The 17773-nt window shown below is 45.9% G+C and carries 17 protein-coding genes; 4 read left to right on the top strand and 13 right to left on the bottom strand.

The features are described from left to right. The first annotated feature begins 353 nt into the window (after positions 1-353). Positions 354-755: a secondary thiamine-phosphate synthase enzyme YjbQ gene (locus BLS14_RS17960; protein ID WP_090953211.1), complete on the top strand. Its 402-nt coding sequence runs from the start codon at positions 354-356 to the stop codon at positions 753-755. A 194-nt stretch (positions 756-949) separates the two neighbouring features. Here BLS14_RS17960 and BLS14_RS17955 read toward each other — a convergent pair whose 3' ends face one another. The 5 genes from BLS14_RS17955 to tkt form a co-directional block, all read right to left on the bottom strand. Beyond that, positions 950-1552, bottom strand: coding sequence for a TetR/AcrR family transcriptional regulator (locus BLS14_RS17955; RefSeq protein ID WP_063564400.1), 603 nt, complete (start codon positions 1550-1552; stop codon positions 950-952). Positions 1553-1557: 5 nt separating this feature from the next. Next, on the bottom strand, positions 1558-2190 hold the full coding sequence (locus tag BLS14_RS17950) for a YigZ family protein (protein ID WP_090953209.1): 633 nt from the start codon (positions 2188-2190) through the stop codon (positions 1558-1560). Positions 2191-2354: 164 nt separating this feature from the next. Further along, positions 2355-3710, bottom strand: a complete 1356-nt coding sequence (locus BLS14_RS17945; protein WP_090953207.1) for a glucose-6-phosphate isomerase — start codon at positions 3708-3710, stop codon at positions 2355-2357. 186 nt (positions 3711-3896) lie between these two features. Continuing rightward, on the bottom strand, positions 3897-4214 hold the full coding sequence (locus BLS14_RS17940) for a pyrimidine/purine nucleoside phosphorylase (protein ID WP_053781719.1): 318 nt from the start codon (positions 4212-4214) through the stop codon (positions 3897-3899). 140 nt (positions 4215-4354) lie between these two features. Then, a complete protein-coding gene (gene tkt / locus BLS14_RS17935) occupies positions 4355-6397 on the bottom strand; it encodes a transketolase (RefSeq protein ID WP_064639968.1) in 2043 nt (680 codons plus the stop codon). A 433-nt stretch (positions 6398-6830) separates the two neighbouring features. Here tkt and BLS14_RS17930 point away from each other — a divergent pair, with 433 nt between their 5' ends. Further along, the gene (locus BLS14_RS17930; protein ID WP_090953204.1) at positions 6831-7331 is read left to right on the top strand and encodes a hypothetical protein; all 501 of its coding nucleotides are present in this window, start codon (positions 6831-6833) and stop codon (positions 7329-7331) included. Positions 7332-7411: 80 nt separating this feature from the next. On the opposite strand, the gene purU is transcribed toward BLS14_RS17930, so the two are convergent. Beyond that, positions 7412-8305, bottom strand: coding sequence for a formyltetrahydrofolate deformylase (purU, locus tag BLS14_RS17925; protein ID WP_072734276.1), 894 nt, complete (start codon positions 8303-8305; stop codon positions 7412-7414). A 22-nt stretch (positions 8306-8327) separates the two neighbouring features. Further along, positions 8328-9455 (bottom strand): deoxyribonuclease IV, encoded by a 1128-nt coding sequence (locus BLS14_RS17920; protein ID WP_063564407.1) that lies wholly within the window; start codon positions 9453-9455, stop codon positions 8328-8330. Positions 9456-9625: 170 nt separating this feature from the next. Between BLS14_RS17920 and BLS14_RS17915 the strand changes: the two genes are divergently transcribed. Together BLS14_RS17915 and BLS14_RS17910 are read left to right on the top strand one after the other, a co-directional pair. Beyond that, positions 9626-10096, top strand: a complete 471-nt coding sequence (locus BLS14_RS17915; protein WP_063564408.1) for a DUF2621 domain-containing protein — start codon at positions 9626-9628, stop codon at positions 10094-10096. Positions 10097-10245: 149 nt separating this feature from the next. Beyond that, entirely contained in the window at positions 10246-11157 is a 912-nt protein-coding gene (locus BLS14_RS17910) for a TIGR01777 family oxidoreductase (RefSeq protein WP_090953202.1), read from the top strand. On the opposite strand, the gene BLS14_RS17905 is transcribed toward BLS14_RS17910, so the two are convergent. The 6 genes from BLS14_RS17905 to BLS14_RS17880 form a co-directional block, all read right to left on the bottom strand. After that, positions 11146-13062: a DUF6382 domain-containing protein gene (locus BLS14_RS17905; RefSeq protein WP_090953200.1), complete on the bottom strand. Its 1917-nt coding sequence runs from the start codon at positions 13060-13062 to the stop codon at positions 11146-11148. The two genes, BLS14_RS17910 and BLS14_RS17905, sit on opposite strands and share 12 nt — an antisense overlap. Positions 13063-13088: 26 nt before the next feature. Next, complete coding sequence (locus BLS14_RS17900; RefSeq protein WP_072734279.1) at positions 13089-13601, bottom strand: A24 family peptidase; 513 nt, start codon at positions 13599-13601, stop codon at positions 13089-13091. 8 nt (positions 13602-13609) lie between these two features. Then, the gene (locus BLS14_RS17895) at positions 13610-14677 is read right to left on the bottom strand and encodes a pilus assembly protein (protein WP_090953198.1); all 1068 of its coding nucleotides are present in this window, start codon (positions 14675-14677) and stop codon (positions 13610-13612) included. Between the two features lie 29 nt (positions 14678-14706). Further along, the gene (locus BLS14_RS17890) at positions 14707-16839 is read right to left on the bottom strand and encodes a hypothetical protein (protein ID WP_176854592.1); all 2133 of its coding nucleotides are present in this window, start codon (positions 16837-16839) and stop codon (positions 14707-14709) included. Positions 16840-16914: 75 nt separating this feature from the next. Then, positions 16915-17592: a TadE/TadG family type IV pilus assembly protein gene (locus BLS14_RS17885; protein WP_090953194.1), complete on the bottom strand. Its 678-nt coding sequence runs from the start codon at positions 17590-17592 to the stop codon at positions 16915-16917. Then, positions 17573-17764: a Flp1 family type IVb pilin gene (locus BLS14_RS17880; RefSeq protein ID WP_072734282.1), complete on the bottom strand. Its 192-nt coding sequence runs from the start codon at positions 17762-17764 to the stop codon at positions 17573-17575. The genes BLS14_RS17885 and BLS14_RS17880 overlap by 20 nt, the downstream gene beginning before the upstream one ends. Positions 17765-17773 lie beyond the last annotated feature (9 nt).

The following is a 17773-nucleotide window of genomic DNA, read 5'->3' as shown; positions in this document are numbered from 1 at the left end:
CTCCCAGCCTCCGGTTCTATGTCCGGTCGGCAGTCTTCCTGCTTTGGTACAACCATTTTCCTAAGTTGGATTTTATTACTTTAATATTATTCCCATTAGTCTACTTGGTTTTTGCTTATCTGATACTTTACCAGTTTGCAGTGCTAATCGTCAATGCTTTTATTGAATAAAATCGGGGTACCTATGAGATGGATTTTATAAAAATCACACTGCCTACTACACGGCCAGAACAACCATCCTATCGCTGTTATCCCCAGATTTCTTTGATCCCCCTTTATCTAAGTGGTTTGTTTGGTATGTAATGGTTAAGGTACAATCTAGAGGAACAATTTGGAGCAAAGGAGTGGAGTAATATGTTATATACGAAGAATTTATCGACATCCCGACGGGATGAGATGAAGGATATTACGCGGGAGGTGGAGCAGGTTGTCCGTGACAGCGGTGTGCAGAATGGGACTGTATTGATTTATTGTCCACATACGACAGCAGGCATTGCAATTAATGAAAATGCAGACCCGGATGTCAAACATGACGTGCTGCTTCGTCTAAACGAGGTATACCCCTGGCAACATCCCGAATATCGGCATGCTGAAGGAAATACGGCTTCTCACTTGAAATCGATCACAACCGGATCATCACAAACGGTGATTATACATGAGGGCAGATTACTGCTTGGCAGATGGCAGGGCATCTATTTTTGCGAATTTGATGGTCCTCGTCACCGGGAATATTTCCTTAAAATCATGGAAGGTTAGCTCCATTTCAACCCCATTTCTAATGATTTGCCATTGATTAAAATAAAAAAACAAACAGGCGGCCCACCCTATTCTAGGGATGTAACCCGCCTGTAATGATCCTCTTCGCGCAAAAACTTTCGCGAGACAACGTTATAAAGAATTAATGTTATGACAATTCACCGCCCTGAAGTGTGGAGTGCGACAAAAGCGCCTTATTGGACGCCAGGCTGGTGTTGGAGATTACGGCAGAGTACTTTGACATGAGATAACGCAGCCGATTCAATCTCTGCAAAGGTTAAACGATCCTGAATATAATACGATATGAATCCGTGCATGGACAAAAACAGCGTACGTGGTACACATTGAATATCCTCTTCTGTACAGCCCTCTTCATTCATGTATTGCCGAATAATGGAGGCGAACAATTCAAAGCATCTTCCTTGCTCTGTACGACAATACGATAGCAATTCCTCATCCCGAATCATGAACATAATCTCGTACTGATACGGATTCTCCAAACCAAAACGAATAAACTCCATCATGATATGTTCCACCTTGCTCACGCCGCCCATGACTGGCCTGACCATGGCTTGCAGCAGCAAATGCCCCAGATGATTGAAATCTTCAACCACGATGGCATAAAACAGCTCTGCCTTTTCCTTAAAATGATAATACAGCGACCCATGACTATAGCCTAGATGCTGACCGATGCTTCGCATCGAAATGGCACGGTATCCTTTGGTAATAAAAAGATGCCTCGCCGCCTCCAGTATCCGCTCCCTCGACAACTCCTGTTCGACTGCTCTTCTAGCCATATATTTTATTCCCCTTCAATAAAATAAAGCCGCTGTCCCTCCGTGATCCGGGATTGCCCTTGCGTCAAATCTGTGATCCAGGCCACAAATGCCTCGGTTTCACTATCCGGCGGAAGACAAGTCAACGTAACCTTATCGGTGAACCCAGTTTCACCTGTACGGACTTCCCGGCTCCTTAATTCATTTTCCACTTTGCCCAGCCATGTATAATCCAGTTCAACAAACACTTCACGATGGAGTACTTTGGTAATCGCTTCCCCGGCTTCTATGGCTGCAACTGCTCCATCCGTATAAGCGCGAATTAACCCACCTGCTCCAAGCATAATTCCCCCAAAGTAACGTGTAACAACGATAGCCACATTTTTCAATTGCTGATTTTTGATGACTTCAAGAATCGGTTTTCCAGCGGTTCCGCTTGGTTCACCATCATCGGATTGCTTCTGGATCTCATCCCGCTCACCAATCATGTATGCGGAGCAGTTATGAGTAGCATTCCAATGTTTTTTCTTGATTTCATCAATAAAAGCGTTGGCTTCTTCTTCTGTCGTGACCGGCATAATGTGACCGATAAATCGCGACTTTTTGATTACAATTTCCAGATTGCCCGGTCCTCGAGCCGTGCGATAACGTTCAATCATCCCTATCCAACTTTCCACCAATTTGATCCATTTTACAAGAAAGCAGTTCCCCGCGCGCACGCGGACGAACTGCCTTGGTTTAACATCCGGGAAATCATTGCTTCACAATGACTCCCCGAATGTAATTACATTACCTTATTTAACTATATGAGCAGACCGATGAATTATTCAGAAAGTCTCGCTTCAAGCGCTGCTTTCTCTTCTTCAAAGCCTGGTTTGCCCAGCAAAGCGAACATATTTTTCTTGTAAGCTTCCACGCCTGGTTGGTCAAATGGATTGACTCCCAGTAGGTAACCACTAATGCCGCATGCTTTTTCAAAGAAGTATACCAGATATCCGAAAGAATATGGAGACATATCTGGAATGTTCACAATCAAGTTTGGTACTTGACCATCTGTGTGTGCAAGCAGTGTTCCTTGGAACGCTTTTTTGTTAACAAAGTCCATCGTTTTACCTTCAAGGAAATTCAGACCATCCAGATCATCTGGATCCGCTTCGATCGAAATATGCTCCGATACTTCAGCAACCTGAATCACAGTTTCGAAGATGTTCCGGCTACCCTCTTGAATGAATTGACCCATGGAGTGCAAGTCAGTCGAGAAATCAACGGATGCAGGATAAATCCCTTTATAGTCTTTACCTTCACTCTCTCCGTAGAGCTGTTTCCACCATTCGGATACAAAGTGCAAGGATGGCTCGTAGTTCACGAGGATTTCTGTTCCTTTACCTTTGCGATACAGTGCGTTACGAACAGCTGCATATTGATATGCTTCGTTCTCAGCTACGTTCGGGTTGCTGTATTCTTTAGAAGCGTCAGCCGCACCTTGCATCATTTCTTCGATGCTGATGCCAGCTGCTGCGATTGGCAACAAACCTACAGCCGTCAGAACGGAGTAACGTCCACCTACATCATCCGGGATAATGAAGGATTCATAGCCTTCTTCATTCGCCAGTTTTTTCAGTGCGCCACGCTCTTTATCTGTCGTAGCATAGATACGTTTGCGAGCTTCTTCTTTACCGTATTTTTTCTCCAGTGCTGCACGGAAGATACGGAAAGCAATTGCTGGCTCCGTTGTTGTACCGGATTTGGAGATAACGTTAACGGAGAAGTCTTTGCCTTCAACCATATCCAGCAAATGAGTTACATACGTGGAGCTGATGTTGTTTCCTGCAAAGTAGATTTCAGGCGTTTTGCGTTTGTCTTTAGGCAGGTTGTTGTAGAAAGAGTGCGTAAGCATCTCAATCGCTGCACGTGCACCAAGGTATGATCCACCAATACCGATGACGATCAGCACTTCAGAATCGCTTTGGATTTTAGCAGCCGCTTTTTGAATACGGGAGAACTCTTCTTTGTCATAAGCGGTAGGCAGGTCGATCCAGCCCAGATAATCCGATCCGGTTCCCGTTCCGTTGTGGAGCTGCTCGTGAGCCAAACGAATCGGTTCAGCGAAATAGTCCACTTCATGTTGATTGACGAATTGCAGGGCAGTGCTGTAGTCAAACTTCACTTTTTTTGCCATGATCTATAAAACCTCCTGATATCGGTAGTGTATTTTTTTCCGTTTTCCATTCTAAACAACTTAGCCTAAGGATACTTCAAATCCACAGGGCTGACAAGCTTGCAGCCCGAACTTTGTCGTTAGAGTTTAAGAAGCAAAAAGGGTTAACCGAATCCGCGAGTCGCGGTTCTGGTTACCCTTCTTGTATTATTCCGCCGGGTACGAACAGCAGTAGTCGGTAACGCTGCGTATCTCCAGTTTAAATTTGGATTCGGCAGGCACGTGGAACGTAGCTTGACCTTGAATCTCTTGCCAATCTTCTTCTCCGGGAAGTAATACTCTCAGATCGCCGGACAGAATTTCCATAATCTCACGGGAATCTGTACCGAACTCATAACTGCCTGGAAGCATAATGCCCAGAGTCACCTTGCTGCCATCCCCCAAAATAACCGTTCTACTAGTTACCTGGCCCTCATAATAAATGTTGGCCTCTTTCACTACACTGACTTGATCAAACTGTGACATGCGTACCCGCTCCCCCTGAAGTTAATCAAAACAAAAGGCAAAACAGATCAGGGCGGTTGCCCACCCATTCTCTGCCGGAAATCACTTACTGCTCGGCAGGACAGAAATTAACTGTCCCTCTTGCAGCATTTTTCAAGCTATTACAGCAATGCTTTTACGCGACTAACCACGTTTTCCACAGTGAAGCCATACTCTTGGATAACACGGTCGCCAGGCGCGGATGCACCAAATGTGTTGATTCCGAGAATGTCGCCTTGGTCGCCGACATATTTTTCCCAACCCATTGGGTGAGCCATTTCAATCGCCAGACGCGCTTTAACATCTGGAAGCAGGACGGATTCTTTGTATGCTTTGTCCTGTTTCTCGAACAGATCCCAGCTCGGCATGCTGATTACACGAACTTGGATGCCTTGTTCAGCAAGTGCTGCTTGAGCTTTGACAGCCAGTTGCACTTCGGAGCCTGTAGCGATGATTTGAGCAACAGCTTTGCCGTCTTTTGCATCAGAGACAACATACGCACCACGTTTCACATTCTCACGTGAACCTTCAACGGTACCTTCCAGAATCGGCAGGTTTTGACGAGTGAGTACGAGTGCAACCGGATTGCTCTTGTTCTCAAGCGCGTAAGCCCATGCTGCAGAAGTTTCATTACCGTCAGCCGGACGAATAACTGTCAGGTTAGGAATGATACGCAGGGATGCCAATTGCTCGATTGGTTCGTGAGTAGGACCGTCTTCACCAACAGCGATACTGTCGTGAGTCAGGACGTACGTTACAGGCAGACCCATCAGGGCAGCCAGACGAACAGCTGGACGCAGGTAGTCTGTAAATACGAAGAATGTACCTCCGAATACTTTCACACCACTGTGCAGTGCCATACCGTTCATTGCTCCAGCCATACCGAATTCACGGATACCGAAGTAGATGTTGCGACCGGAATAATCTTCAGGTGAGAAGTTCTCCAGGTTGTTCAAGTGAGTCATTGTGGAGCTTTCAAGGTCAGCAGAACCACCTGTCAGTTGTGGCACGTTATGAGCCAAACCGTTCAGTGCATTACCGGATGCTACACGAGTGGATACAGCTTTGTCTGTTGCTGCATATTTAGGCAGATCGCGATCCCAACCTTCTGGAAGATCGCCATTGATTGCCGTTTCGAATTGAGCTGCCAGCTCAGGGAATGCTTTTTTGTACTCAGCAAATTTCTCGTCCCATGCTTTGTTAGCAGAGATACCACGATCTTTCACTTGTGCAAAGTGTTCGCGAACTTCAGTTGGAACGTGGAAATCTTCCTGGTAAACCCATTTGTAAAACTCTTTAGTCAATTTAGCTTCGTCTGCACCCAGTGGAGATCCGTGAGTACCGCCGTGGCCGCCTTTACCTTGTTTGTTCGGGCTACCGTAACCAATTACAGTTTTAACTTCAATCAGTGTAGGACGAAGCGTATCTGCTTGACCTTCCTCAATTGCTTTTTGGATTGCAGGCAGATCGTTACCATCTTCAACGCGCAGCACTTGCCAGCCATAAGCTTCAAAACGCTTCGCGATGCTTTCAGAAGAAGACAGGTTCAATTTACCATCCAAAGTGATGTCATTGGAGTCGAACAACATGATCAATTTGCCCAGGTGCAAACGTCCAGCCAGGGAAGCTGATTCATGGGATACGCCTTCCATCAAGTCACCGTCACCACAGATTGCGTAAGTGTGGTGGTCGATTACGTTGAATTTGTCTTTATTATATGTTGCGCTCAGTTGAGCTTCAGCCATAGCCATACCTACAGCCATTGCAATACCTTGGCCCAGTGGTCCAGTTGTTGCGTCAACGCCTGCAGTATGTCCGAATTCCGGGTGACCCGGAGTTTTGCTTCCCCATTGACGGAACTGTTTCAATTGTTCCATAGGCAGGTCATACCCGCTCAGGTGAAGTAAGCTGTACAGCAACATGGAGCCATGTCCTGCGGACAGAACAAAACGGTCCCGGTTAACCCAAGTTGGGTGGTCCGGGTTATGTGTCATCGTTTTTGCAAAAAGTTGGTACCCCATTGGAGCGGAGCCCATAGGCATTCCCGGGTGTCCGGAATTTGCCTTCTCGATTGCATCAATCGCCAGTGTACGTACGGTAGTGATCGACAGGTTGTCGATGGTGTTGTTCTCTTCCTTTTGAATCGCTTCGTTCTTGTCAGTCATGGTTTGTCCTCCTCATGTCTTTAGATAAGTCGGGTTGCGCAAGCGAATCCCTCTCATCATACAAGCAAACCGAATTTCACAATAAGTGAATCCGCTTGAGTGTTTCATTTTGACTTATTCACTTTTGTATTGTATCACTTGGCGTGAAGGTTTTCCATAACCTTCTTTTAGAAGATCGGGAAAATTCGGCTGTTTATGACGAGGGATTTGTTTCCAGTTGCGCAAAAAGAGTGTCATACTGAGCATTTCAGCATATCTTCTAGCTCAGCCAGCATCGCAAATCCATCGGATGAAGTATAACCTTTAAGCGGAAAACCATACTCTTTTTAGATATCGAAGTTGATTTTGCATATAATGGTCCTTGATCATGATTGGAAAAATCGGACTTTTGTGCACATCAGGCTGTACTTCATATGGAAAGGAGGATTCACATATGCCGGAACATTTGGCTAAGTCACCAAAATCGCTAAAACACATATTACCCTGGAAAGCCGGGGTTTTAACAGGTCTTACATCCGGACTGGTGCTCGGGTTCTTTTTAAAGGCTATTCAGACTTACACTGGTGAAAAAGTCTATACCTTGCTGCTGAACATTGATTTTGTTCCATGGCTTCCGCCCACATTACCTGAATATATCGAATTTGTGCTGCATCTTATCGTTTCCATAATCATTGGCAACTTCTACATATGGTGGATTCAGCGTTCAGGTCATCCGATATCCAAAGGCGTCCTGATCGGCGCTCTCTCTTCCCTGCTGTATATTCCACTCTCCCAGCTGTCGAGTCGTGTGCCTGATCTATATGATATAAAAGCGATACTTTACTGGCTGACAGGGCATCTGTTATTTGGCGTGGTCGTTGGTTGGTGCGGTCATGTATGGAAGCACAGCCAGAAGCACAACCAAAAAGGCGATCCCCCTTTCAGACATGAATAGGGGACCGCCTTTTCTTTTTTTCGGAATAGAACTGAACTGTATCTTTACGAATCAACCTTGCGCAGTATTAAAGCATTAGCTTAAAACACAACGGTTTTATTTTCATGAACCAGTACACGGTCTTCAACATGCCATTTAACGGCACGAGCAAGAACTACACGCTCAATGGTACGTCCAATGCGTTTCAACTCGGTTACATCATCCCCGTGGCTTACACGCTGAACGTCCTGCTCAATGATCGGTCCGCCATCCAGCTCTTCCGTAACATAGTGAGCTGTCGCACCGATAATTTTGACACCTCGGTTGTACGCTTGGGCATACGGTTTACCGCCGACAAAGGCAGGCAGAAACGAGTGATGAATGTTAATAATACGATTGCGGTAATGCTCAATGAACATCGGGGAAATGATCTGCATGTAGCGCGCAAGAATAATCACGTCGATATCATTACCAATGACGTCCAACTGACGTTGTTCCGCTTCCTTCTTCGTATCCGCTGTAACCGGAATATGATGATAAGGGATGCCAAATGATTCTACATAGTCCTTCATATCCAGATGATTGCTCACAACAAGCGCGATGTCTGCATCCAGATCGCCAGCCTGCCATTGCCACAACAGCTCAACCAGACAGTGATCCTCCTTGGATACAAAGATGGCAAGTTTCTTCTTGCGGCTAACCGCAGAAAGACTCCAATCCATTTTGAAACGGTTTGCTACTTCTTCGAAATCAGCTTCCAGCTTAGGCAGGTTCACCGATAATTGTGGAAGATCGAACTCGATCCGCATAAAAAACATTCCGCCAGCCGGGTCCATTGTGTACTGGTCCGACTGTACAATGTTTGCACCATGCTGGTGTAAGAAATGGGATACTGCGGCAACAATTCCCGGTCCATCCGGACAGGAAATGAGCATCCGCGCCCGATCGGCGCGGTTTTTAACATCAGGACGTACTTGTTTAGCGTGAATCTCCATCGGGTTATTCTTCCTCCTTCAACTAGGCCGTGACAAAAATTTCTTTGCCTGCAAGCCAGGCGATCAAACGATGATTTAGTTGTTCTTCATTCAAATGCGGGAACAATGCGGCTTCAGCCACGAGGTCATACAGACGTTCCAACGGCTCGCGTGGGTCGGCTTTCTTTGCTTTGGCATCATTTTTGAGCAATGTCCAGATATCCAGAACATATGAACGGGACTCAATCTCTTTTCCTTTGAAGAAATGATGCAATTGTTCCACTTCTGTCAGGAACTCGGGACCAAATCGACCAGCAACATCCCCGCGAAGCAATGCAATCTCTACTTCATACATAGGACGCTGAGTTTTGGCTTCTTTACCAATCCAAGGCGTTTCCAAAATAAACGGACGCCCTTGAAGAGCCTCGTGATGCACGATACGGTTAATCGCCTCAAAACCAATCCAGCCGGATCCAATCGGTGTATGACGGTCCTTGTGCGCACCCACAGGGTTCTTACTATCATTAATATGCATTACGGCAATGCGGTCAAGCCCTACCGTACGATCAAATTGTTCAAGAACACCGTCCAAGTCGTTCACGATATCATAACCCGCATCGTGAATGTGACATGTATCCATACACACAGTAAGGCGTTCATTGTGTGTGACCTTCTCCATGATCTGAGCAATTTCTTCAAAACTGCGGCCCATTTCAGTTCCTTTACCAGCCATCGTTTCCAGAGCGATATTCACATCCGTCTCCTTCACTCCGTCCAGCACTTCATTCAAGCCTTCAGCAATACGTCCGATGCCGTAGTGAGCATCCTTATCCGTAAATGCGCCGGGATGCAGCACGATATTTTTGACACCAATCGCATGTGTGCGACGAATCTCTTCCTGAAGGAAACTTACGGCTAGCTCATACGTGTTTTCTTTGTAGGATCCGAGGTTAATAATGTATGGCGCATGGACAACGATATCTTCCATTCCGCCCTCTTGCATCGCAAGCTTGCCTTCCTCAATAAACATGGACTCAATAGGCTTGCGGCGGGTATTTTGCGGTGCACCTGTATATATCATAAACGAACTGGAACCGTACGAGGACGCTTCCTTCGTTGCACTCAATAATCCCTTGTCCGAAAAGGACACATGGGAGCCGATTTTAAGCATCATTAATCCCCCTTTTTCTGAATTATCCCTTATTCTAACGCGATTATCGAAATAAATCTAGAAATGCGCTATAATTCGGGATATAGGCTATTTTTTACAGCTGTAATTTGGAACATGGGTGGGCGGAATCCGTCTTTCCGTGAAAATCAATAAACCGAGGTGACTCCGCAATGATTTTCGGCTCCTACGCTTGGACGTTGACTAGTAGTTCCCCCAGCAATTGGTTTATGAACACGATCGCATTCTGGACCGTTCTTTTGCTTGGAAGTATGTGTGTTGGCGGATTTTTTATGATGCGCAAGTTTTTGAAAGTGCTTCCGAAGGCAGACGGGAAGTCGAAACTCGATTGGCAGAACCACTGGGTTGAAACCAGCCGTCATTTATGGACAGATGAAGCAAAAGCTTTTCTAGACCAGCTTGTGGAGCCTGTTCCTGGCCCATTTCGAGATATCGCCAAACATTCCATTGCAGCAGAAATCGGCAAAATTGCGTACGAAAATAATGCACCTGAAGTATCCAGAGATCATTGCATTAAAGGATACATTATAGCCACACCGAAGCGGGATAATAAGTTTCTGGTGAAATTTTTGGAGAAGAACCAAATTGACTATTCGCCTTATAAACATTTGATGAATAAATAGAAAACGGAAAACATGTATTAGGCTTACATATTTGCAAACATGCTCCGTCAGGTAAGTCATTCCCAGCAAGGCAGTGCTTACCGCCCGGGGCTGTTTGTCGATCCAATATTACATGTCAGCATAGTCAAAATAACAAGGAGGTCGCCAAGATGAAGATTGCGATTTGCGGAGGTACCGGTTTTGTCGGAGGAGCGCTCGTTGATTACTGGCTTCAGGCAGGCCATCATGTGAAAGTTATTACACGCAAACTGCCGAATTTACATAATCCCAGCCAAAACCTTACTTATGTCTCATGGGAACAGGTAGAGGAACAGCCTCATTTGCTAGAGGGAATGGATGCCTTGGTGAATCTGGCCGGAGAAACGTTGAATCAACGTTGGACAACCAAAGCGAAACTAGAGATCGTTGAATCCAGAGTGACTACAGTAGCGCGCGTAGCCAAATTGGTAGATTCGTTGGAACACAAACCGGAGGTGGTCGTACAGGCATCTGCCATGGCAATCTATGGCACCTCTCCTACAGAAACATTTGATGAGAACAGTCCTCAAAAATCGGTGAATTTCCCATCCCGCGTTTCTCAACAATGGGAAGTTGCTGCTGATGCCATCAAACATGTGAGACTTGTGAAAATCCGCGTTAGCCTCGTGCTTGGTCATAAAAAAGGTGCTTTTCCATTAATGAAACTGCCTTATATGCTTGGTGTTGGGGGCAGGGTGGGAAGTGGCAAACAGTGGACCAGTTGGATTCATATTATGGATATTGTGCGTTTGATTGATTTCACGATCCAAAATAAAGAAATCTCCGGTCCGGTGAACGCCTCTTCGCCCAACCCGGTAACCAACGATGAATTCGGACGCACGGTAGGCAAAGTGTATCATCGTCCGCACTGGTTCCCCGTACCCGGAATTCTGATCAAAACACTGGTCGGAGAACTCTCTGTCGTGCTGCTTCAAGGACAGCGGGTTATCCCGCAAAAAGCGTTGGATCACGGATTCCAGTTCACCTTTCCTACATTAACCGATGCACTGGAAGATCTAAAACACCGGGGTCTATCCGACTGATCGATACGTGTAAACAGACTCAGCTAACGTAAAGGTATCCCCATCTTCCAGTGGATATTCTTTGTACGGAGCAAGAACATCGCCCTTGAGAATGGTTCCATTCACAGAACCCAAATCCTTAATGACATAGCCCGATTTGTTCCGGCTCAATTCCACATGAGCACGGGACACACCGGTTGCTGAATCTACCCACTGGACCATTTCCGCCGATCGGCCAATAACAAACGATGCTCCACGGACATCCATCCGTTCATTTTTGTCCCCTGTTGCTGATCTGCGTTCAAGATAAAAGGAAGGTACTACTAGACCTGCTCCTGTAATGCTTCCGCCAGCAACACTCTGCAAATTTACTGTAGCATCAGCCGCCGCATGATGACGAATGAGCTCCGATGTTGCAGCCACGGATTCGACAGTATGCTGAACAAAAGGTTCATCAGAAGCTTCAGATGGTATATGTAGATTTTGAAAGCGAGAATTTCCTGCTACAGATGACCTGGATTCAAAAGATTGCCCCCGTTCTGATTGAGCATTTTGTATATCACCAGAGCTCTGTTGACTCATGTAACCTTGTCCATAGCTGTTACCTTCTGGTGACATTTCAGATGCATTCCAACGCCAGCTCTCCTGAAACATCTCTTCTTGGCTTTCTTTCTGCTTATCTTTGCCTCTCCCCAATCCAAAAAAAGCAGATTTCTTATTGGTAGAGCCCTCTTGTAATTCGCCATCTGCATATTCTTCATTCGGCATCTTTTTGCGTAGCAAATTGGATTTTGAATTTCCGAATTTCCCTTTGGTCACCCATGCCCAACCCGCGATCCCAAGCAAGCCAGCACTTAATGCTGCAGATAGAATCTTTTGTGTCTGCCCTGGTTGTTCCATATAGATGAATCTCCATACCAGCGCGATGGCAATCATACAGCCCAGAATGATATAGGTCGTTTTGGAAGAATCCTGCTTCTTGTCCTTCTCGTCCTTTTCCATATCATCGTCCTGTATTGAATCAAACGTTTGGCGCTGTGACGGATTCGTAACACCTTTCGCTTGCAATGAGGACTCTATCGGTGAACGTCTGCCCGAAAATCCTGAAAAGGGTTTGTTAAGTGGCTTGTCATCCTCCGCAGTAGATATCCTCGGTTGATGATTTGATTTTAACTGCTGCCCAGCTTCGCCATTTCGATCCAACTGACTATACTGATCTTGCCCACTTCTATTGGAAAACAGATCATTTCCCTGCTCCGGAACTGCAGAAAGTGGCATTCCTAATTTACTGTCACTTGAGCCGGATGACCCACGTGAAGACATAAACGTTGCCTGGCCTGAACCACTCTGCTCATCTGCATATAATTCAAGCAAAAGTTCACGCAGTTGTCTAATATCCCATTGTTCAATCTCACATAGCTGGAGGACACGCTGAATTCCTTCGCCCTGAAGTTCCTGAACATGGGCCATTAACCTAATAACCAGTTCGCGGAATTGCTGAGGCGTCGGATCTACCTCAACTGCATCGACAATTGGAATATATACTAAGCCAAGCTCTCCCAGTTCAAGTGAACCATTGATAAATATGTACTCTTCCTGAATCTGTAATTTACGCGAATCCAACATATATTGTCTACACTCTGTAAACGTGTCTGCCAGCTGAAACAATAGACCATATAACACACGCAGCTTGATTTTTCCCAACTTCAACATTTGAGGTAACATCTTATATCCTGAAATATCGTATTGTAACGTTACATTTCGGTCTACCTCTCGAATATGAACGGGAAGAAGTCGGGGAATTTGATTTGAAGACAACATGCCCGTCTGCACACGGCTCAGTTCATCCATTCGCAGCCCTTCCGCTTTCTCCAAAACCATAAACGATCCGCCGTTTCGAATGAAATCTCTCGTTAATCCATACATGCCAATCCTCTCTTTCCATTGCTTAGTTAAATCATGTAGATATAGGCGCTAATGAATCCTGGCAATACGGCCAGCATAAAAGGAAACTTCAATGTCTTTTCCTGATTGACCAGCTTGAGCGAACCGAGCATGAAGAAACCGGCAAGATTTCCTGCCATCCCGCGAATCCGCTTCGCAGAATCCCTTCGGAACAATAGAATGACTAATCCAATTGCCCCTGCGTACAAAACGGAGTAAATAATAACGTGAACGCCAAAGGCCAGTCCTGTCCAAGCTCCAATTCCTCCAAACAATTTCACATCTCCTGCACCCACTGCCCCGATTAGATACATTAGAAATAAGACACCAAACCCCATCGCGAATCCGGCTGCGGAGAACAGAAACCCCTCCCAACCTCCCCAGATAATATGGACCAGCACTCCAGCGACAGTCACTGGTAAAGTTAAACGATTTGGAATTTTCATCGAACGAACATCTGTAACAAAAGCTGCAATCACATACAGACCACAGGCCAGGTAAAACCACTCCACCTCCACCATCTCCTTCCTTATTTTCTGGAAGCCACATTAAACTCGGTCACCGTCTTGGCACCATCCGCAGTCTCTACAACAAATGTCCATGTGCCTTCCGTTGTACGTGTACCAACAAACCAGTTCCACTCAATCACACCATTTTCGTCAGCAGTCGCCCACCCGATATGCTTGGCTGAACTTTCACCGGACTTGTAAAATATGGTCAAGTTCGCTGTGGCTCCGGGCTCTACTTTGACCTTAATTGTTGCATTGTTGCCTATGTATGCTGGCTCCGGCTTGGATAACACGGTTACTGTTCCTGCAGAATCGGCGTCTCCCCCACTACTATTGGAGCCTTCTCCGGTATCTCCGATCCATACCCGTTCTGCCGCAGCCGCTTGAATACGTAAAGATTTCCCTAGAAAGGGGACTTTAACAGGCAATTCATAGCTCAATTCAAGCCGAAAGTAAGGATTCGTTTTATTTTTGAGATCAGGTATGAAAACACCGTTAACATGCACACGCTCTACATTCAGTACAGAAGTATTAATAAAAGGCTCAAGCAGCGGTTTAACGGTAGGATCAAGTACTGTCTCAAGAACGGATGTCTTCACCTCCTGTAACGGTTGTTCACCTCTGGCAGCAGCTGCGCGTACCCAATCACTTAGCGGCTCCGGCAGTGAAGAGGCATACTCTTTGGCCCATTCCGTCAGTGAAAGCTCCGGTATTTTCCATCCACCCTCCGAGCCTCCACTACCTGCGGAATCAGAGGGGCTGAATACAAGAGAGACCGGATATATTTTCGTGGATAACTGCTTTACTGCCTCTCCTGCCGTGCTCTGCAATGCTGTCGATACCAACGTCATCTGTACGATGTAAATGAGGAACATGACAAAGAACAGGAATACAGGCAAAACCAGTGAGGCTTCCAAAACGATGCTGCCCATTTCCTTTTCTGATGAACCCGTCTTTTTTGGAAAACGCACTTTGGAAACTGAATGTGTCTGCTCAGTCAGAGACTTTAATCTTTCCAGTCTACGCACTCGTGTAAGTCGACTCTGTAATCGTGCCAATATTTTTTCCTGCAGATGCTGCTTATCCATAATCCCTCCACCGAAACGACCCAGATTACTCAATAGGAATAATCGGCCTTTCGATCAATGAAAAATCGCCCATCCTCTACCTGGTCTGCACTACCCATGAGAGCACCTATACTTCTTGTGACTCCTGGTAAAAACCACAATTTAATACTGCTGCGCATGTTTCCTGAAGCGTATGTCTGCTTCTCATCCGGATTCACGCCGGTATTCAATCGGATCAAAGCCAACATTCTGGACATTTTGCGTTCATTGTTGCTATGCATTAATAGGAACAAACGCAGATGGTCCCTGTATGTAAGCTTGACTTTGATATATTTGGACAATTCCACACTACCTTCTTTAGCCAGTTTCACCATATCTGCTATAGCGTTTGTAATTCCGTATAAAATTGCAGCAGATAATACAAGTAGTGGATTCCCAAGCTTGCTATTCTCAATTAGTCCTTCTGCAGTTCGAATCGCCAGACGCATGCCAAAGATCTCAGCATACGCAGCGGCAATGTTCCCCGAAGGATTATGGAAACCATATACGATGTACTCCAATTCCTGATTTTGCAGTTTGAACACTTCACCAGCATCTCCACTGCCTTCAGTCCAGCCCAACAATTGCCCAAAATCCATGGAGTTGAAATACGCCAGTGCATACTCATTCTGGAACAACTCATCGCCAAAACTATCCAGCAAATTAGACATTCCTCCGAACAAACTGTCCATTCCGTTCATTGCGTCACCACCGGAGTCATACGGATCTCCAGCAATCTCTGCCTTCTTGGCTTCTTCACGGCTCGCTTGGTTAAAAGCGATGTTGGCGTTGTAGTACTCCTCCAATTGTTTGAAGGCTTCCATGGAGCCGGAGCTCCCCTTTTCGATTTGTGACAATATGCGTTTAACTTCCTTCAACTTCCCTTTGGATTCCTTATCATTCGCTTTGCGCTGGGCATCAGATCCGCGACCGCTCTCCAACAGCTGTTTGCTTTGGAGAATAACATTGGAGGGACCACTTCTTACATAAGTGTCCATGTATCGTTCCGTGACCTGACTAGCCTGTCTAACCGCTGGTTTAATGGAAACACCACTCATTACCGTAACAGTGCGAAGCTGTGTATTAAGCTCCATACTGTCATTTCTGACATTGGTGAAATCCGAATTTTGTGAGCGTACATGTGCATTTAACTGATCAAACAGCGTGTCAGCTCTTAAAAGTTCCGAAGCAAGGGAGCGTGTACTCTTGGCTTCACTTCCCGATCCGGTAGACGGAGGGCTCGTCCCAGGCAGCGTTGAGTTGCCTACGTTTTCATAACTGGCATTCTGTGAACGGTTCTCCCCTTCAGCGATCACCCGCTTCATTTCCTCATTGATCTTGCGAGCTTCTTCAATCTCGACTTGGGCTTCCTCCAATTTTGTCTGGTGAGCCTGCAATGCTGGTTGTATGATCGTGCTTATGCCTGTCGCCACATTCCCTACACCTGTCCGATAACGAGCTAGCTCTAGCATGTACTGTTGCTGGTTAAATGGCAGCCCCTCATCCATTTGTTTTTTGTTAAGATAATCCGCATAACGCGCCGCTGCTTCGGCAGCTGTCTCTGGCGTCTCTCTTAACATCTCATCGTAAATGGCAGAGGAAGGCGGATTCATGATCAGTGCGGGCAGACCCTTCAGCTTATCGGCAGATTCCGTCTGATTGGCTATTGCTTCGTCTAGCAATTCCTCACGTTTGTCATACAGTTTTTGCAATTTTTTGAGCAGATCCACAGTATGAGCAGCTTCTTTCATCTCTTCTGACATCGGCTTAAAACGGTTGACCACTTCCAGGGTAAAATCAACCGGCGCACGATATTTCATATCCTCCTGAATTTGGCGATTAAAAATATCGTATCTGCCCAGTTCACGCTCCATGCTTAGTGAAGTCGTATCCCATTGGATATCCAGAATTGGAAAGCCATCTTTCACAGCCGAGGGCTTCACACTATCATTCAGCACCTTGGCCATGATGGCCTCACCACTGCTGTCACCGTATCCAAATAGACCATACTCCCGCAAGGAAGTATCATAGGCTGACATCACAGATCTCATCGCTGCATGTGTCATTCGTTCTGCCTGTACTTTGAAGGCAGCAATACGTGCATAATCAATGAAAATGGAAACAAACATAAAGATTCCAGCCAAAATCAAGATCAAGAACACGGTTACGGCACCAGATTCACCGTCTTTTTTTCTGAACAGTGTTTCCTCCTCCTCTCCTCATTTTTTGGTTTTGCCAAAATGCTGTACAACCTGTCCCGCTTCAGCGGCAGTACTGGATGCGGCTCCGCCCTTGCCTTTAAACTTGGCTGCATAATAACGGACCAGATCCACCGTTCGGATAAATTCCGTCGGTTCTACAACTGCAGATGAACCTTGTGTTAGCACATTGTTACCTGAATCAAACAAAAAAGAAGGCAGCGGTAAAGAAATCACCTGCTCCAGCTTGGTTGTAACTTTTCGCTGGATCAGCGAGTTCTGGTATTCAATTGTCCCGTTCATACCAGAAGGCATGCCTTGTGCTGCTTGGGACAGCTTCTTTTCCGATAAACTTCCACCTTCTCCTGCGGGTACAGACACAACAACCTCATTGTCCGCTCCCGCCCAACCAAACAGTGCTCCGAGCAATCGATCATCGGTCAGTCTCCAGTACAAGTTGTCATGTTCCCCAGCCACAACTTCACCCGTCATCGCCTGCTTGTAGCTGTTGTCCCAGCTGTAGGCGGCACGTTCAGAAGCTGCATACGCATGTTGGTTCAGAAATGTCTTTTGATACATGTACATGGAGAAAAATAAAAGCAACACGAGAATAAACAACACAATAGGGAAGACCAGGGAGGCTTCAATGGTGAAGCTCCCTTCTTCCTTTTTGAATCTACTAACCCGGGAAAAATTCATTACTTTTCGTGTCCACTTTACTAAGGAGGCTCGTAATTAGTTCAGTTATTTGTTTCTTGAATATTAATGCAATAATGATAATAACGCCGATGATCAGAATAAGCTCCAGCGTACCAAGCCCATCTTCTTCCTTCCAAAATCCAGTTACCTTGCTTTTCATCAATTCCAGCATCCCCAATTC

The sequence above is a fragment of the Paenibacillus sp. OK060 genome (genome assembly GCF_900101205.1).
Lineage (GTDB): Bacteria > Bacillota > Bacilli > Paenibacillales > Paenibacillaceae > Paenibacillus > Paenibacillus marchantiae.
The sequence above is the reverse complement of the archived record's forward strand: the minus strand, read 5'-3'. Positions and strand labels throughout refer to the sequence as shown.

What these genes read in the sequence shown, in the direction of transcription:
- BLS14_RS17880 (WP_072734282.1), bottom strand. Translation starts at nt 17,764, where the DNA reads ATGCTGGAATTGATGAAAAGCAAGGTAACTGGATTTTGGAAGGAAGAA.
- BLS14_RS17905 (WP_090953200.1), bottom strand. Translation starts at nt 13,062, where the DNA reads ATGTATGGATTAACGAGAGATTTCATTCGAAACGGCGGATCGTTTATG.
- BLS14_RS17940 (WP_053781719.1), bottom strand. Translation starts at nt 4,214, where the DNA reads ATGTCACAGTTTGATCAAGTCAGTGTAGTGAAAGAGGCCAACATTTAT.
- BLS14_RS17915 (WP_063564408.1), top strand. Translation starts at nt 9,626, where the DNA reads ATGATTTTCGGCTCCTACGCTTGGACGTTGACTAGTAGTTCCCCCAGC.
- BLS14_RS17945 (WP_090953207.1), bottom strand. Translation starts at nt 3,710, where the DNA reads ATGGCAAAAAAAGTGAAGTTTGACTACAGCACTGCCCTGCAATTCGTC.
- BLS14_RS17885 (WP_090953194.1), bottom strand. Translation starts at nt 17,592, where the DNA reads ATGAATTTTTCCCGGGTTAGTAGATTCAAAAAGGAAGAAGGGAGCTTC.
- BLS14_RS17900 (WP_072734279.1), bottom strand. Translation starts at nt 13,601, where the DNA reads ATGGTGGAGGTGGAGTGGTTTTACCTGGCCTGTGGTCTGTATGTGATT.
- purU (WP_072734276.1), bottom strand. Translation starts at nt 8,305, where the DNA reads ATGGAGATTCACGCTAAACAAGTACGTCCTGATGTTAAAAACCGCGCC.
- BLS14_RS17950 (WP_090953209.1), bottom strand. Translation starts at nt 2,190, where the DNA reads ATGATTGAACGTTATCGCACGGCTCGAGGACCGGGCAATCTGGAAATT.
- BLS14_RS17910 (WP_090953202.1), top strand. Translation starts at nt 10,246, where the DNA reads ATGAAGATTGCGATTTGCGGAGGTACCGGTTTTGTCGGAGGAGCGCTC.
- BLS14_RS17930 (WP_090953204.1), top strand. Translation starts at nt 6,831, where the DNA reads ATGCCGGAACATTTGGCTAAGTCACCAAAATCGCTAAAACACATATTA.
- BLS14_RS17960 (WP_090953211.1), top strand. Translation starts at nt 354, where the DNA reads ATGTTATATACGAAGAATTTATCGACATCCCGACGGGATGAGATGAAG.
- BLS14_RS17955 (WP_063564400.1), bottom strand. Translation starts at nt 1,552, where the DNA reads ATGGCTAGAAGAGCAGTCGAACAGGAGTTGTCGAGGGAGCGGATACTG.
- BLS14_RS17895 (WP_090953198.1), bottom strand. Translation starts at nt 14,677, where the DNA reads ATGGATAAGCAGCATCTGCAGGAAAAAATATTGGCACGATTACAGAGT.
- tkt (WP_064639968.1), bottom strand. Translation starts at nt 6,397, where the DNA reads ATGACTGACAAGAACGAAGCGATTCAAAAGGAAGAGAACAACACCATC.
- BLS14_RS17920 (WP_063564407.1), bottom strand. Translation starts at nt 9,455, where the DNA reads ATGCTTAAAATCGGCTCCCATGTGTCCTTTTCGGACAAGGGATTATTG.